The sequence below is a fragment of the Streptomyces sp. B93 genome, from assembly GCF_018070565.1.
Taxonomy (GTDB): domain Bacteria; phylum Actinomycetota; class Actinomycetes; order Streptomycetales; family Streptomycetaceae; genus Streptomyces.
The window spans coordinates 20,810-34,547 of sequence record NZ_JAGPXL010000029.1 but is presented as its reverse complement, the minus strand read 5'-3'; the positions used below and the strand labels follow the sequence as shown (position 1 = coordinate 34,547).

The window sequence follows — 13,738 nt, the reverse complement described above, 5'->3', positions numbered from 1 at the left end:
ACGTGCGCGCGGAAACACCTGTCCGCGGGGTCCTCGCAGCAGTCTCGCAGATGGTGGTGGATTGATCAGACATATTCGCTCCCGGTCGGGGTGGGGCGCTGGCCTACCCTGAGGAGGTCCCCGTCAACCGGAGTCCGAGAAGTCGGAGAAGTCGCAGGTCATGAGCGAAGCCCCCTATTCATACGACGCGCCTGCCTCGCAGGCTCTATTCGACCGTGCGGCCGTCGTCACGCCGGGCGGCGTGAATTCCCCGGTGCGGGCCTTCCGCGCGGTGGGCGGTACGCCCCGGTTCATGGTGTCCGGCACCGGTCCGTACCTGATGGACGCGGACGGACGCGAGTACGTCGACCTCGTGTGCTCCTGGGGGCCGATGATCCTCGGGCACTCGCACCCCGAGGTGATCGCCGCCGTACAGGAGGCCGTGGCGCGCGGTACGTCCTTCGGTACGCCCGGTGAGGGTGAGGTCGCGCTCGCCGAGGAGATCGTCGCGCGGATCGAGCCCGTGGAGCAGGTGCGGCTGGTCTCCAGTGGGACCGAGGCGACCATGTCCGCCATCCGGCTCGCCCGCGGGTTCACCGGGCGGTCCAAGGTGATCAAGTTCGCCGGGTGCTACCACGGGCACGTGGACGCGCTGCTCGCCGCCGCCGGGTCCGGGGTCGCCACCTTCGCGCTGCCCGACACCCCCGGCGTCACCGGCGCCCAGGCGGGCGACACCATCGTGCTGCCGTACAACGACCTCGAAGCCGTGCACGCCGCCTTCCGGGCCCATCCCGGTGAGATCGCCTGTGTGATCACCGAGGCCTCGCCGGGCAACATGGGCGTCGTACCGCCGCTGCCCGGGTTCAACCAGGGGCTCAAGGACGCCTGCGCGGAGAACGGGGCGCTCTACATCTCCGACGAGGTCATGACCGGGTTCCGGACCAGCCGCAGCGGGTGGTTCGGGGTGGACGGCGTGCGGCCCGACCTCATGACCTTCGGGAAGGTGATGGGTGGCGGGTTCCCCGCCGCCGCCTTCGGGGGGCGCGCCGATGTGATGGCCCACCTCGCTCCCGCCGGGCCCGTCTACCAGGCGGGCACGCTGTCCGGGAACCCCGTCGCCACCGCCGCCGGGCTCGCGCAGCTGCGGCTGCTCGACGACGCCGCCTACGACAAGGTCAACGCCGTCTCCGCGCAGATCCAGACGCTGGTGACCGAGGCGCTCGGCAAGGAGGGGGTCGCGCACACCCTCCAGAGCGCCTCCAACATGTTCTCCGTCTTCTTCACCGACCGGCCGGTGCGCGACTACGAGGACGCCAAGGCGCAGGAGTCGTTCCGGTTCACCGCGTTCTTCCACTCGCTGCTGGCGAGCGGCGTCTATCTGCCGCCCTCCTCCTTCGAGTCGTGGTTCGTCTCCACCGCCCATGACGAGCGGGCCGTCCAGCGGATCGCCGACGCCCTGCCCGCCGCCGCCCGCGCCGCCGCGGAGGCCACGGCATGAGGGACGAGACGCGGGACATCACCGTCGTACATGTCATGCGGCACGGCGAGGTCGCCAACCCCGACGGGGTGCTGTACGGGCGGCTGCCCGGCTACCACCTGTCCGAGCTGGGGCGGCGGATGGCCGACCGGGTCGCCGAGCACCTCGCCCACCGCGACATCACCTACGTCGTCGCCTCGCCGCTGGAGCGGGCGCAGGAGACGGCCACGCCGATCGCCAAGGCGCACGGACTCGACCTCGCCACCGACGCCCGGCTCATCGAGGCCGAGAACGTCTTCCAGGGCAAGACCTTCGGGGTGGGGGACGGGGCGCTGCGGCGGCCGGAGAACTGGAAGCACCTCGTCAACCCGTTCAAGCCGTCCTGGGGAGAGCCGTACGTCGACCAGGTGGTGCGGATGATGGGCGCGCTGGACGCGGCCAAGGACCAGGCGCGGGGGCACGAGGCCGTGCTGGTCAGCCATCAGCTGCCGATCTGGATCGTGCGGTCGTACGTGGAGAAGCGGCGGCTCTGGCACGACCCGCGCAAACGGCAGTGCACGCTCGCGTCGCTGACGAGTTTCACGTACCAGGGCGACCGGATCGTCTCCGTCGGGTACACCGAGCCCGCCCGTGACCTGGTCCCCGCCCATCTCCTCGCCGGCGCCAAGCCGGTGAAGGGGAAGGACAAGGCCTTCGGGGCGTGAGGGGCGCCCGCGGGGCGTTCCCTCACCCGTCTGTGACATTCGTTGCGGAATCTCCGCGAATCCCGGGAAACCATCCGTTCGTCGCATTCATCTGACTGTGTGACCAGCACGGAATGCGAGGGACGGGGGCGCCATGCGCAACTTCACCCGACGGGGAGTCATCGGGATCGGTGCGGGGGCTGCCGCCGCCGGGCTCACGGGCTGCGGTGGTCCCACACCCTCAGACGGGGGTGCCCCCGGTGCCGGTTCCCCGACCGGTGGCGGCAAGAAGAGCAAGGAGCCCCGGGGCTTCCGCGCCCGGCCGATCGGTGACGGCTCCACCTCCTACACCGGCAAGCAGCCCCACCAGCCGCCGGAGCCCGAGCCGCTGGAGCCCGGTCAGACGCCGCCGCAGTTCGTCGTCTTCTCCTGGGACGGCGCCGGTGAGGTCGGCAACGGCCTCTTCCCGCGCTTCCTCGACCTCGCCGAGGAGCACGGGGCGGGCATGACCTTCTTCCTCTCCGGGATCTATCTGCTGCCCGAGTCGAAGAAGCGGCTCTACGACCCCCCGAACAACGTGCGCGGTGCCTCCGACATCGGCTACCTCACCGACGAGCACATCAAGGACACGCTGAAGAACGTCCGCCGTGCCTGGCTGGCGGGGCACGAGATCGGCACCCACTTCAACGGGCACTTCTGCGCCGGGTACGGCTCGGTCGGCAACTGGACGCCCGCGCAGTGGCGCAGCGAGATCGACCAGGCGAAGTCCTTCGTGAAGGAGTGGCGGACCAACACGGGGTGGACGGAGATCGAGTCGCTGCCGTTCGACTACGACAAGGAACTCGTCGGCGGGCGCACACCCTGTCTGCTCGGCCAGGACAACCTGCTGACTACCGCCCGTGAGCTGGGCTGGCGCTACGACGCCTCCTCGCCCGGCGGGCGTCAGGTGTGGCCGGGGAAGCGGGAGGGGCTCTGGGACCTGCCGTTGCAGCAGATACCTTTCCCCGGGCACTCGTTCGAGGTGCTGTCCATGGACTACAACATCCTCGCCAACCAGTCCATCAACTCCACCAACGCCCCCGCCCACAACTATCCGGGGTGGCGGGAACAGGCCACTCAGGCCTACATATCAGGATTCAAGCGGGCATACGAGACCAATCGGGCGCCTTTCTTCGTCGGCAACCACTTCGAGCAGTGGAACGGCGGCATCTACATGGACGCCGTGGAAAAGGCCCTGAAGCACATCGCCCGGGAGCGGGAGAAGGGCGGTGACGTGCGGCTCGTCTCCTTCCGGCAGTTCGTGGACTGGCTGGACGTACAGCCGCCCGCGGTGCTCGACAAGCTGCGCACCCTCGACGTCGGACAGGCGCCGACCGGGGGCTGGCGACAGTTCTGAGCAGGGGCCTCGCAACCCCCAGGGGGGTGGGCAAGATCCCCAGAACGGGCATGCGAAACTTTTCACATGAGTGCCGCCAGCCGCGCCCCCCAGCGCTCGAACCGCCCACGCCGCACCCGCCGCCGCGTCCACCCGCTCGCCGCCGGTGCGGCCGTCGCGGCACTCGTCCTCACCGCCTGCTCCACCGGGGGCACCTCCGGAGGCGGCGGTGACACCGGCTTCGTCGCCGGGTCCGACGGCATCGACACCGTCGCCAGGGGCGAGCGGACGGCCGCCCCCGAACTCTCCGGCGAGACCGTCGAGGGCGGGCAGCTCGATGTCGCCGACCACAAGGGCAAGGTCGTCGTCCTCAACATCTGGGGCTCCTGGTGCTCACCCTGCCGGGCCGAGGCCAAGAACCTCCAGACCGTCTACGACGACACCAAGGACCAGGGCGTCGAGTTCGTCGGCATCAACACCCGCGACAGCAACACCAGCAAGGCACGGGCCTTCGAGGAGGAGTTCGGGATCACCTACCCGAGCCTCTACGACCCGACCGGCAAGCTGATGCTCCGCTTCGAGAAGGGCACCCTCAACCCGCAGGCCATCCCCTCCACCCTCGTCATCGACCGGGACGGGAAGATCGCCGCGCGCACCCTCCAGGCGCTCAGCGAGAAGAAGCTGCGGGAGATGCTCGACCCGGTCCTGGCGGAGAAGTGACGTGGCTGTGACCGGACTCACGGCGCTCGCCGCCACCGGGACCAACGACACCGTCCTCAACGGCGCCCTGCTGCTCGCCCTGCCGATCGCCGTCCTCGGCGGCCTCGTCTCCTTCTTCTCCCCCTGCGTCCTCCCGCTCGTCCCCGGCTACCTGTCGTACGTCACCGGGGTCAGCGGCACCGACCTCGCCGACGCCCGGCGCGGCCGGATGGCCGTCGGCGCCTCGCTGTTCGTGCTCGGCTTCACGGTCGTGTTCGTCTCCGGCGGGGCGCTGTTCGGGTTCTTCGGGCAGGAGCTGCAAGAACAGCAGACCGTGCTGTCCAGGGTGCTCGGCGTGCTGATGATCCTGATGGGCGTCTTCTTCATGGGGCTGATGCCCTGGCTGACCCAGCGGGAGTTCCGCTTCCACCGGCGCCCGGTGGCCGGTCTGGTCGGCGCCCCCGTGCTGGGTGCGCTGTTCGGCATCGGCTGGACGCCCTGCATCGGGCCGACCCTCGCCTCGGTGCAGGCGCTCGCGCTCAACCAGGCCAGCGCCGGGCGCGGCGCGCTGCTGACGGTCGCCTACTGCGTCGGCCTCGGGGTGCCCTTCGTGCTCGCCGCCGTAGCCTTCCGCAAGGCCCTCGGCGCCTTCGGCTGGATCAAGCGCCACTATGTGTGGGTGATGCGCACCGGCGGCGTGATGATGATCGCGACCGGTGTGCTGCTGCTGACCGGCGCGTGGGACAGCCTGGTGCAGGAGATGCAGACCTGGTCCAACGGCTTCACTGTGGGGATCTGACCGATGACCAAGACGACAACGCCCGCGGCCGAGGACCAGGACCTCGGCGCCGCGGGCTCCCAGCTCTCCACCGCCCCCAGCGAGGAGGCCCCCAACCTCCCCGCCCTCGGCGTCATCGGCTGGGCCCGCTGGTTCTGGCGGCAACTGACCTCCATGCGGGTCGCGCTGCTGCTGCTCCTGCTGCTGTCGCTGGCCGCCATTCCCGGCTCGCTGATCCCGCAGACCGGCGTCGACGCCACCCAGGTCGCCGACTTCCGGCAGCGGCACACCACCCTCGGACCGGTCTACGACAAGCTCGGTCTCTTCCACGTCTACAGCTCGGTGTGGTTCTCCGCGATCTACATCCTGCTGTTCGTCTCCCTCATCGGCTGCATCGTCCCGCGCACCTGGCAGTTCGTCGGCCAGCTGCGCGGCCGGCCGCCGGGCGCCCCCCGACGGCTGACCCGGCTGCCCGCGCACACCACCTGGCGCACCGAGACCGACCCCGAGCAGGTACGGGAGGCGGCGCTCGCGCTGCTGAAGAAGCGCCGGTTCCGCGCCCACACCGCCGGGGACGCCGTCGCCGCCGAGAAGGGCTACCTCCGCGAGGTCGGCAACCTCCTCTTCCACCTCGCGCTGATCCTGATGCTGGTCGCGTTCGCCTGGGGCCAGCTGTTCAAGTACGAGGGCAACAAGCTGGTCCTGGAGGGCGACGGCTTCGCCAACACCCTCACCCAGTACGACGACTTCAAGTCCGGCAACCTCTTCACCCAGGACGACCTGGACTCCTTCAGCTTCAAGCTGGGCGACTTCCGGGGCACCTACGAGCCCTCCGGACCCAACCGCGGCACCGCCCGCACCTTCGAGGCCGACCTCACCTACAGCGTCGGCGCGTTCGGCGCGGAGCAGAAGACCACCGTCCAGGTCAACGAGCCGCTGGACATCGGCGGCTCCAAGGTCTACCTGGTCAGCCACGGCTACGCCCCCGTCGTCACGGTCCGCGACGCCAGCGGCAAGGTCGTACTGGACAAGGAGGCCGTGCCGCTGCTGCCGCAGGACGGCAACATCACCTCCACCGGCGCGATCAAGGTCATGGACGGCTACCGCAACGCCGACGGCGAGCGGGAACAGCTCGGCTTCCAGGCCTTCTTCGTGCCGACCTTCGCCGGGGAGGGCAGCGGCACCATGCTGTCCCAGTTCCCGGCGCTGCTGAACCCGCGCCTGGCGCTCAACGCGTACCACGGCGACCTCGGCGTGGACTCCGGGATTCCGCAGAGCGTCTACCAGCTCGACAAGACCCACCTGAAGGAGTTCAAGGACTCCGACGGAGAACTGGCCAAACAGCGGCTGAAGGTCGGCGAGACCATGGAGCTGCCCGGCGGCCAGGGCTCGATCACCTTCGAGGGCGTCCAGGAATGGGCCGGTTTCCAGATCGCCAAGCAGCCCGCGAGCGGCTGGGCGCTCGCCGGAGCCGTCGCCGCGATCCTGGGCCTGTCCGCCTCCCTGTTCGTACAGCGCCGCCGCGTCTGGGTGCGGGCGGTGCGGGGCGCCGACGGGGTGACCGTCGTGGAGATGGCCGGACTCGGCCGCAGCGAGTCCGCGAAGGTGCCCGAGGAACTGGGCGACCTGGCCGGACTCCTCTACGAACGGGCACCGGGCGCACCCGACCCCGGCCAGGACCCAGAAGCAGACCAAGAACCCGACCCGACCCACTCCGCTGTTCCTGCCGAAGGGGCTGAGAAGTGACTCTCGCCGCCGCGACCCACGAGAACCTCGCGAACATCAGCAACACGCTGATCTACTCCGCGATGGCCGTCTACACCCTGGCCTTCTTCGCCTACATCGCCGAGTGGCTGTTCGGCAGCCGCAGCAAGGTCGGCCGTACCGCCGCTGCGCTCACCGAGCCGCGGGAGGAGAAGGCCGCCGCTCCGGCGGTCACCGCGCGGAAGGCGGGCGGCACCGCCGTACTGGAGCGGCCCAAGGTGACGGTGCGGGCCACCGCCGGAGCCCGGGACGTGCCGGACGGGCCCGGCGCGCACGGCGGGAGCGAGCAGGGCGACCTGTACGGGCGGATCGCCGTCTCCCTCACCGCGCTGGGGTTCCTGCTGGCGTTCGGCGGGGTGCTCTGCCGGGCCCTCTCGGTCGAGCGGGCGCCGTGGGGCAACATGTACGAGTTCAACATCACCTTCTCCACCACGGCCGTCGGCGTGTACCTGCTGCTGCTGGCGCTGAAGACGAACGTGCGGTGGCTCGGCCTCTTCCTGATCACCACCGTCCTCCTCGACCTCGGCCTGGCCGTCACCGTCCTGTACACCGAGAGCGACCAGCTGGTCCCCGCGCTCCACTCGTACTGGCTGTGGATCCACGTCTCCACCGCGATCCTGTGCGGCGCGGTCTTCTACGTCGGCGCCGTCAGCACGATCCTGTACCTCTTCCGGGACTCCTACGAGAACAAGCTCGCCGGCGGCGGCACGCCCGGCCGGTTCGCCACGTCCTTCCTGGAGCGGCTTCCCGCCGCGGCCTCGCTGGACAAGTTCTCCTACCGGGTCAACGCGGCCGTCTTCCCGCTGTGGACGTTCACGATCGTCGCGGGCGCCATCTGGGCCGGTGACGCCTGGGGCCGCTACTGGGGCTGGGACCCCAAGGAGACCTGGTCGTTCATCACCTGGGTCGCCTACGCCGGTTATCTGCACGCCCGCGCCACCGCCGGCTGGAAGGGCCGCAAGGCCGCCTACCTGGCCCTGCTCGCCTTCGCCTGCTGGCTGTTCAACTACTACGGCGTCAACATGTTCGTCTCCGGCAAGCACTCCTACGCCGACGTCGGCCTCGGCGTCCTCCAGGCCGCCGGTTTCTGATCCGCGAACCCTTTGAGGGCCGGTTCCCGTGAGACACCTCACGGGAACCGGCCCTCGGCGTACGGACAGACACAAGGACGTGGAGACGAATCTGCGGAAACGCATCCGCGCGGGGGACCACGACGCCTTCGGTGAACTCTTCGACGCGTACGCGCGCTCCGTCTACAACCATGCCTACCGGCTCACCGGGGAGTGGGCGACCGCCGAGGACGTCGTCTCGCTGACGTTCCTGGACGCCTGGCGGCTGCGCACGAGGCTCGACGAGGAGGGCGGCTCGCTGAGGCCCTGGCTGCTCGGCATCGCCACCAACGTCACGCGCAACGTCCGCCGCGCCGCCCGGCGGCACGCCGCCGCCGTCGCCCGGCTGCCGCGCGAGGAGGCGGTACGGGACTTCGCCGACGAGGTCGCCGGGCGCGTGGACGACGCCGGGCGACTGGGCCTCGTACAGGAGGCGCTGGGGAGGCTGCGGCGGGCCGAGCGGGAGGTGCTGGCGCTGTGCGTGTGGGGCGGGCTCGACTACGCGGCTGCCGCCGAGGCGCTCGGGGTGCCGGTCGGGACGGTGCGGTCGCGGCTCTCCCGGGCGCGCGCAAAACTCGCCAAACACCTGGAACTCCCGCAAAGCGCCGGACAGATGAGAGGTGACCGCACCACCGCGGTCAGGCCCCTGAGGGAGGGAAACCGATGAACCAGCTTCCGGAACTCCCGGAACCTCTTGAGCGAGACCTTCCGCCGGGCCGTCACCGACTCCTCAAGGAGCATCTGATGACCGAGATCCGGCGCGACGAGCCCCTACCCGCCCGCACCCGCCGCACCCGGTGGCTGCGGCCCGCGATCGCCGCGGCGGCCGTGGCGACGGTCGCCGCCCTCACCTTCGCCGCCCTCCCGGACGGCGGCGACGCGACCGCCCAGCCGCCCAGCCGGGCCACCGTCGCGCTGCTGGAGGACATCGCGCTGGCGGCCGAGGGCGAGGACGTCACGTACGGCGAGATCCGCGACGACCAGTTCGTGTACGTGGAGAGCAAGGTGTCCTACGCCCAGTACGAGGAGGGAGCGAAGACGAAGATCCCGCCGCTGCACCGCCTGGAACAGTGGCACTCCGTGGACGGCACGAGGAAGGGGCTGGTCCGGGAGACGGGCCGCGGCCAGTGGCCCGTGGACCCCGACGCGCAGCGGGGCGAGCTGGGCTACGAGGTCTCCACCAACTACCGCCACCTGGCCACCCTGCCGACCGACGCCGACGCGATGTACGACTGGCTGCGCGAGACGGCACCCGACTACAGCGGCCAGCAGACCGACCAGGCCATGTTCGTGCTGGTCGGCGATCTGATCCGGGACGCGATCGTGCCGCCGGAGCAGAGCGCGGCGCTCTACCGCGCGGTCGCCCGCATCCCCGGCGTGACGGTCGTGGAGAACGCGGTCGACGCGGCGGGCCGCGAGGGCGTCGCGATCGCCCGCCAGGACCCGGACAACCCGACCCGGGACGAGTGGATCTTCGACAGGGAGACCTTCGAACTCCTCGGTGAGCGAAGCGTCGCCAGCGAGGACTACTCGGACGTGAAGAAGGGCACCGTGACCAGCAACACCGCGGTGCTGCGCCGGGCCGTCGTGGACGCGCCGGGGGAGCGGCCGTAAGGGGTGCGCGACGTCCCCTTCGGGGTCACGCTGGAGTCATGACCGGTTCCGTCGAACAGGGCACCAGCCAGACCCACGGGAACACCCACCTCCTGCACTTCCTGGTACGGCTCCCGAGGCCCATGGAGGCGGTCTGGCCCGCGTTCGCCACGCCGGAGGGGCTCGCGGCCTGGTTCACCCCGGCCGATGTGCTCGAACCCCGGCTCGGCGGCGCGGTCACCCTCCGCGGCACGGGCTCCGGACAGATCACCGCCTGGGACGTTGACCGGGTCGCCGAGTACACCGTGGGGGAGGGCGGCCGCATCCGCTTCCACCTGGAACGGGACGGCGCCGAGGCGTGCGTCCTGCGCTTCACGCGCGAGTTCCGCGGGGAGGGGGAGTCGGAGGCGGAGTGGCGGGCTCGATTCGAACGCCTGATCGACATCGAGGGTCCGTCGCCGTGACGCACGGAGCCTCACGGCGGCGGCAGGCACTCCTCACCCGGCGGCTTCCCCTCCGGCCAGGCGATCTGCACGAACCGCGCCCGCCCCTCCGACGTCAGCTCCACGATCGGTACGGCCTTGTCGTACGGGTTGCCGTGCACATCCAGGCAGATCCAGCCGCTCGCCCCGTCGACCCGCAGCGACGAACCCTTCACCTGGGGCCACTGGAGGCCCACGTCGGCCAGCGGCGGATCGGTCCGGCCCTCCGGGGTCGCCTGGCGGATGCCGTGCACGGCCAGCCGCATCGCGTCGTACGCGATGATCAGCTGGCCGTCCTCCAGCGCGACCGGACCGATCGGCCCGACGGGCGCCCGCTCCCCGTTCGTCACCAGCCGCTCCAGCTCCCGCGCGTCCCGCACCGAACCGCCGGTCCGCGCCGGGTCGTGCTCCCAGGCGTCCGGATGCGCCAGCGCCGTGTAGCGCACCGACAGCTTCCGCTTGAGGGCGTTCCGGTCGAGATCCCTGTCGCCGGTGAGGTAGGAGGCCTCGTCGCCGGTGAGCACGGTGAACCCGCGGTCCTGGCAGCCGCGCCCGCCGAGCGCGTTGATGAACTGCCGCAACTGCGTGTGGCGCCCCGCGAACAGGATCGTGTCCGTCTCCTTGGCCGTGTCGCACACCAGGTGGGTGATCTGCCGGAACGTGTTGGCGGTCGTCCCCTCCTGACTGCGGTCGTCCGGCGGCGTGAACGGCTGCGGCTCGTACGGGGAACCCTCCAGCAGCCGCGCGAACGACCGCTGCAACGTCGTCGTGTACGGGTCGCCCGGCTTGTCGTACACCAGCAGCGCCCGCCCCGCCTTCACCTTGGCGAAGGAGGCCAGCGCCCGCGCCTCGTCCGTGTTCGTGGGAGAGACCCTGGCCAGCCCCGGGAACGGGTCCACGCCGTCCTGGTCGTTGGCGAGGTCGTCGGCGGTGATCGAACTGCCCACCACCGGGATGCCCAGCCGCGTCAGCTCCGCGACCGCCCGCTTGTTGTTCTCCGTGCTCGACCCCACCCCGGTCACCGCCCGCAGCCGGTCCGGGTCGCCCGTCATCCCCACCAACTGCCCGACCGTGTGCGGCCAGTGCGAACCGTCCGCGCCCGGGTTGGCCAGCACCAGCCGGATCTGCGGGGTCTGCCCGTTGGACTCGTGGTTGGCCCGGTACTGCGCCAGGTACGCCCCCTGCAACTCGTGCAGGGTGTCGTGCAGGTTGTCCCGGTCGGACGCCGTGAACGGCGCCAGCATCGCGACCGTCACATAACTCCCCGGCTTCAGCGAGCGGTTCTCCCGGTCGATCGCCCGGATGGTGTCCCCGAGCAGCGGTCGCCCGAAGTCGTAGGCGGTCGCCGACACGCCCACGCACTCGTCACTGCCCTCCGGCCGTACGACACCGGGGGCGCAGGAGCGGTCCTCCGCGGTCAGCGCCCGCACCGCGAAACCGACCCCCACCACCAGCGCCACCGACAGCAACAGCGCCAGATAACGGCGCAGCGGGATCTCCCACACGCCCTCGCGCAGCCGCTCCCCCAGTCGGGCCATCAGCCGCCTCCGTCCCGGTCGTCGTCGGCATCGGCGTCGGCGTCGTCCGACGCGCACAGGGGCCGCCCGGCGAGGGCGCTCGCCGGCCAGTCCCGCGAGGCCCGCCACAGCAGGGCGTTGCCCGCGGGCCGCAGATTGGACAGCTGCTCCAGTTCGAACCGCAGCCGGTCGGCCACCCGCTCCTCCGGCAGCACCAGCGGATCGGTCAGCTGCCACACGGCGTGCAGCAGCCGCCGTATCCGCAGGTGCAGCGCGGTGTCCGCACCGTCCGGCACCGGGTGTCCGGCGTCCGTACGGCCCAGCGCGACGGCCGTACGCCGGTCCACCGGCCGCTCGTGGTCACGGCCCTCGGCGTCATGGGCGTGGAAGTAGGGCGCGGACGCCACAAAGCACAGGGTGTCCAGCCAGACGCGGGTGTCCAGGTGCGGGAACGTGTCCCGCAGGTGCGCCACCGCCGGGTCGGCGGTCCCCAGGGCGAGCTGGTGGTAGAGGCGGTAGCGGGCGTGGTCCTCGCCGGTACCGTCGTAGTGCCGTATCAGCGTCTCGTGCGCCGCCCGCCAGCGGCGGTGGTCGGAATCGCGGTGGTGCAGCCGGAGCAGCAGCAGGGTGCGCACGAACGCGCTGCCCACGAACTGCCCCGGCACCACCGGCAGCCCTTCCGCCGCGAGCAGCGTCCCCAACGACCGTACGTCCGCCGGACCGAAGTCGTCCGGCAGCAGCGCGGCGGCCAGCGCGCACGCCGAGTCGTGGTCGTGGGCGGCGGCCAGCACCGTCAGCTCGTCGAGGCGGTCGGCGGGCACCAGCCGGTCCAGCAGTTCCCGGTAGGCGGGCTCGGGCTCGCCGTGCTCCCGCAGCCGCACCGGAGCCGTGACCAGCGTGCCCAGCGAACCCGCGTCGTCCGGATGCTGCGCCGCGGACTCCGCCAGCACCTCGACGCCCAGCGGATTCCCGCCGGTCAGCCGGTGCATGGCGTGCGGCAGCTGCGGCGGCACCGCCAGCTCCCCGCACACCGCGCCCACGATGTGCAGGGTGTCCTCCGGCGACAGCGGCGACAGCGCCACCAACAGCGCCCGCGACGACGGCGCGGCCGGGTCCGGCGCCCAGCCGCTGCGCCGCGCCACCTCCGGCAACTCCCGCCGTACGGCCGCCCGCAGCGCGCTGGTCCGGCCGTCGCCGCGCAGCCCGGCGAGGAACACCACCTGGTCGGTGTGGCCCTCCGCCCGGTCCCGCAGCACCGCGTCGACCAGCCCCGGGCCCGGCGCCACCTGCGCGTTGTCCACCAGGACCAACGGCCGTCCGATGCGCTGCATCCGCGGCAGCACCCCCGTGTAGGCATCCCCCAGGTCGGCGAGGAGCGCCCGCACCAGATACCGCTCGGCGTGCTCGCGCGAGGCGCCGCCCGCACGGAAGTGCCCGGACAGCAGCATCAGCCCACGGCGCGCGTGCCCGCCCGCGTTCGGATAGTCGCGGTACCACAGCGCCGCCCGCTGGTGGCGCCGGTTGCCGAAGCCCTCCGAGATCGAGTCGAGGGTCGCCTCCACCGCCGCCGACAGCAACGGCCCCGCGGTGCTGGTGGCCGCGGCGACCACGTTGGCGGCCACCCGCCCGGCCCAGCGCCCCGCCACCCCGGAGATCCACGAACCGCTCTCGTTCAGCAGCAGGATCCGCTCCACCTCGCTGCGGATGCGCTCCGAGTCGGTGTCGGCCCAGCCGCTCGCCGCCACCGCCACCAGCCCCGCCATCAGCCTCGGGAACTGGATCCGCCCCGCCCCGGTGACCGGCTCCGCCAGCTGCTCGGCGGCCTCCAGCAGCGCCTGCGACAGCGGCGACCAGGACTCCTCCGGCCGACCGAGGGGAGCCCGCGCGAACTGCGGTCCCGCACAGTCGACGAGCGCGGTCGGGGTGTGCCCCTTGTAGGCGTCCCGTAACTCCCCGAGGACCGTGCTCTTGCCGAGCCCGCGCGCGCCGGTCAGCACGACGAACGGCAGCTCCTTCGGATGCTCGACCGTCGTGGCGCGATGCCGGTGCGGGCGCAGGCCGACCAGCCGCGGGGCAAGACCGGCCGGTTCCGCGTCGAACAGTGCCCCGCGCCCGTGCAGCCGTCTGCCCACCCTTGTTTCCCCCTCCACCAACACCAGTTTATGAAGGGGGGGTTGATCCGGAACAGGCCGCGTGGTGTCCGTTGTGTTACGGAGCCGGGGGCGCTCGGAACGCGTACAGGAGTCGCCCCCATCGCGTACCGCGAGGGCGCTGCGGGGGCG

General features: G+C 71.5%; 12 protein-coding genes. 10 read left to right on the top strand and 2 right to left on the bottom strand.

From position 1 onward, the window contains the following. The first annotated feature begins 160 nt into the window (after positions 1–160). The 10 genes from hemL (at position 161) to KBY47_RS24510 (ending at position 9,921) form a co-directional block, all read left to right on the top strand. On the top strand, positions 161–1,477 hold the full coding sequence (gene hemL, locus KBY47_RS24555; RefSeq protein WP_210924261.1) for a glutamate-1-semialdehyde 2,1-aminomutase: 1,317 nt from the start codon (positions 161–163) through the stop codon (positions 1,475–1,477). Then, entirely contained in the window at positions 1,474–2,160 is a 687-nt protein-coding gene (locus KBY47_RS24550; RefSeq protein WP_210924260.1) for a histidine phosphatase family protein, read from the top strand. The genes hemL and KBY47_RS24550 overlap by 4 nt, the downstream gene beginning before the upstream one ends. 133 nt (positions 2,161–2,293) lie before the next feature. Then, positions 2,294–3,535, top strand: coding sequence for a hypothetical protein (locus KBY47_RS24545; protein WP_210924259.1), 1,242 nt, complete (start codon positions 2,294–2,296; stop codon positions 3,533–3,535). A gap of 66 nt (positions 3,536–3,601) precedes the next feature. Then, entirely contained in the window at positions 3,602–4,234 is a 633-nt protein-coding gene (locus KBY47_RS24540; protein WP_210924258.1) for a TlpA disulfide reductase family protein, read from the top strand. A gap of 7 nt (positions 4,235–4,241) precedes the next feature. Further along, positions 4,242–5,012: a cytochrome c biogenesis protein CcdA gene (locus tag KBY47_RS24535; RefSeq protein WP_210924387.1), complete on the top strand. Its 771-nt coding sequence runs from the start codon at positions 4,242–4,244 to the stop codon at positions 5,010–5,012. 3 nt (positions 5,013–5,015) lie between these two features. Continuing rightward, a complete protein-coding gene (locus tag KBY47_RS24530; protein WP_210924257.1) occupies positions 5,016–6,737 on the top strand; it encodes a cytochrome c biogenesis protein ResB in 1,722 nt (573 codons plus the stop codon). Then, positions 6,734–7,846, top strand: a complete 1,113-nt coding sequence (ccsB, locus tag KBY47_RS24525) for a c-type cytochrome biogenesis protein CcsB (RefSeq protein WP_210924255.1) — start codon at positions 6,734–6,736, stop codon at positions 7,844–7,846. The genes KBY47_RS24530 and ccsB overlap by 4 nt, the downstream gene beginning before the upstream one ends. 79 nt (positions 7,847–7,925) lie before the next feature. Continuing rightward, entirely contained in the window at positions 7,926–8,531 is a 606-nt protein-coding gene (locus tag KBY47_RS24520; RefSeq protein ID WP_308405263.1) for an RNA polymerase sigma factor, read from the top strand. Continuing rightward, positions 8,528–9,478, top strand: coding sequence for a CU044_5270 family protein (locus KBY47_RS24515; RefSeq protein WP_210924253.1), 951 nt, complete (start codon positions 8,528–8,530; stop codon positions 9,476–9,478). Before KBY47_RS24520 ends, KBY47_RS24515 begins: the two co-directional genes overlap by 4 nt. Before the next feature lie 38 nt (positions 9,479–9,516). Then, positions 9,517–9,921, top strand: coding sequence for an SRPBCC domain-containing protein (locus tag KBY47_RS24510; RefSeq protein ID WP_210924251.1), 405 nt, complete (start codon positions 9,517–9,519; stop codon positions 9,919–9,921). A gap of 11 nt (positions 9,922–9,932) precedes the next feature. Here KBY47_RS24510 and KBY47_RS24505 read toward each other — a convergent pair whose 3' ends face one another. Further along, positions 9,933–11,477 carry a hypothetical protein gene (locus KBY47_RS24505; RefSeq protein ID WP_210924249.1) on the bottom strand — a complete coding sequence of 515 codons (1,545 nt, stop codon included), beginning with the start codon at positions 11,475–11,477 and terminating at the stop codon, positions 9,933–9,935. Further along, complete coding sequence (locus KBY47_RS24500; protein WP_210924247.1) at positions 11,477–13,588, bottom strand: hypothetical protein; 2,112 nt, start codon at positions 13,586–13,588, stop codon at positions 11,477–11,479. Before KBY47_RS24500 ends, KBY47_RS24505 begins: the two co-directional genes overlap by 1 nt. Positions 13,589–13,738: the final 150 nt, after the last annotated feature.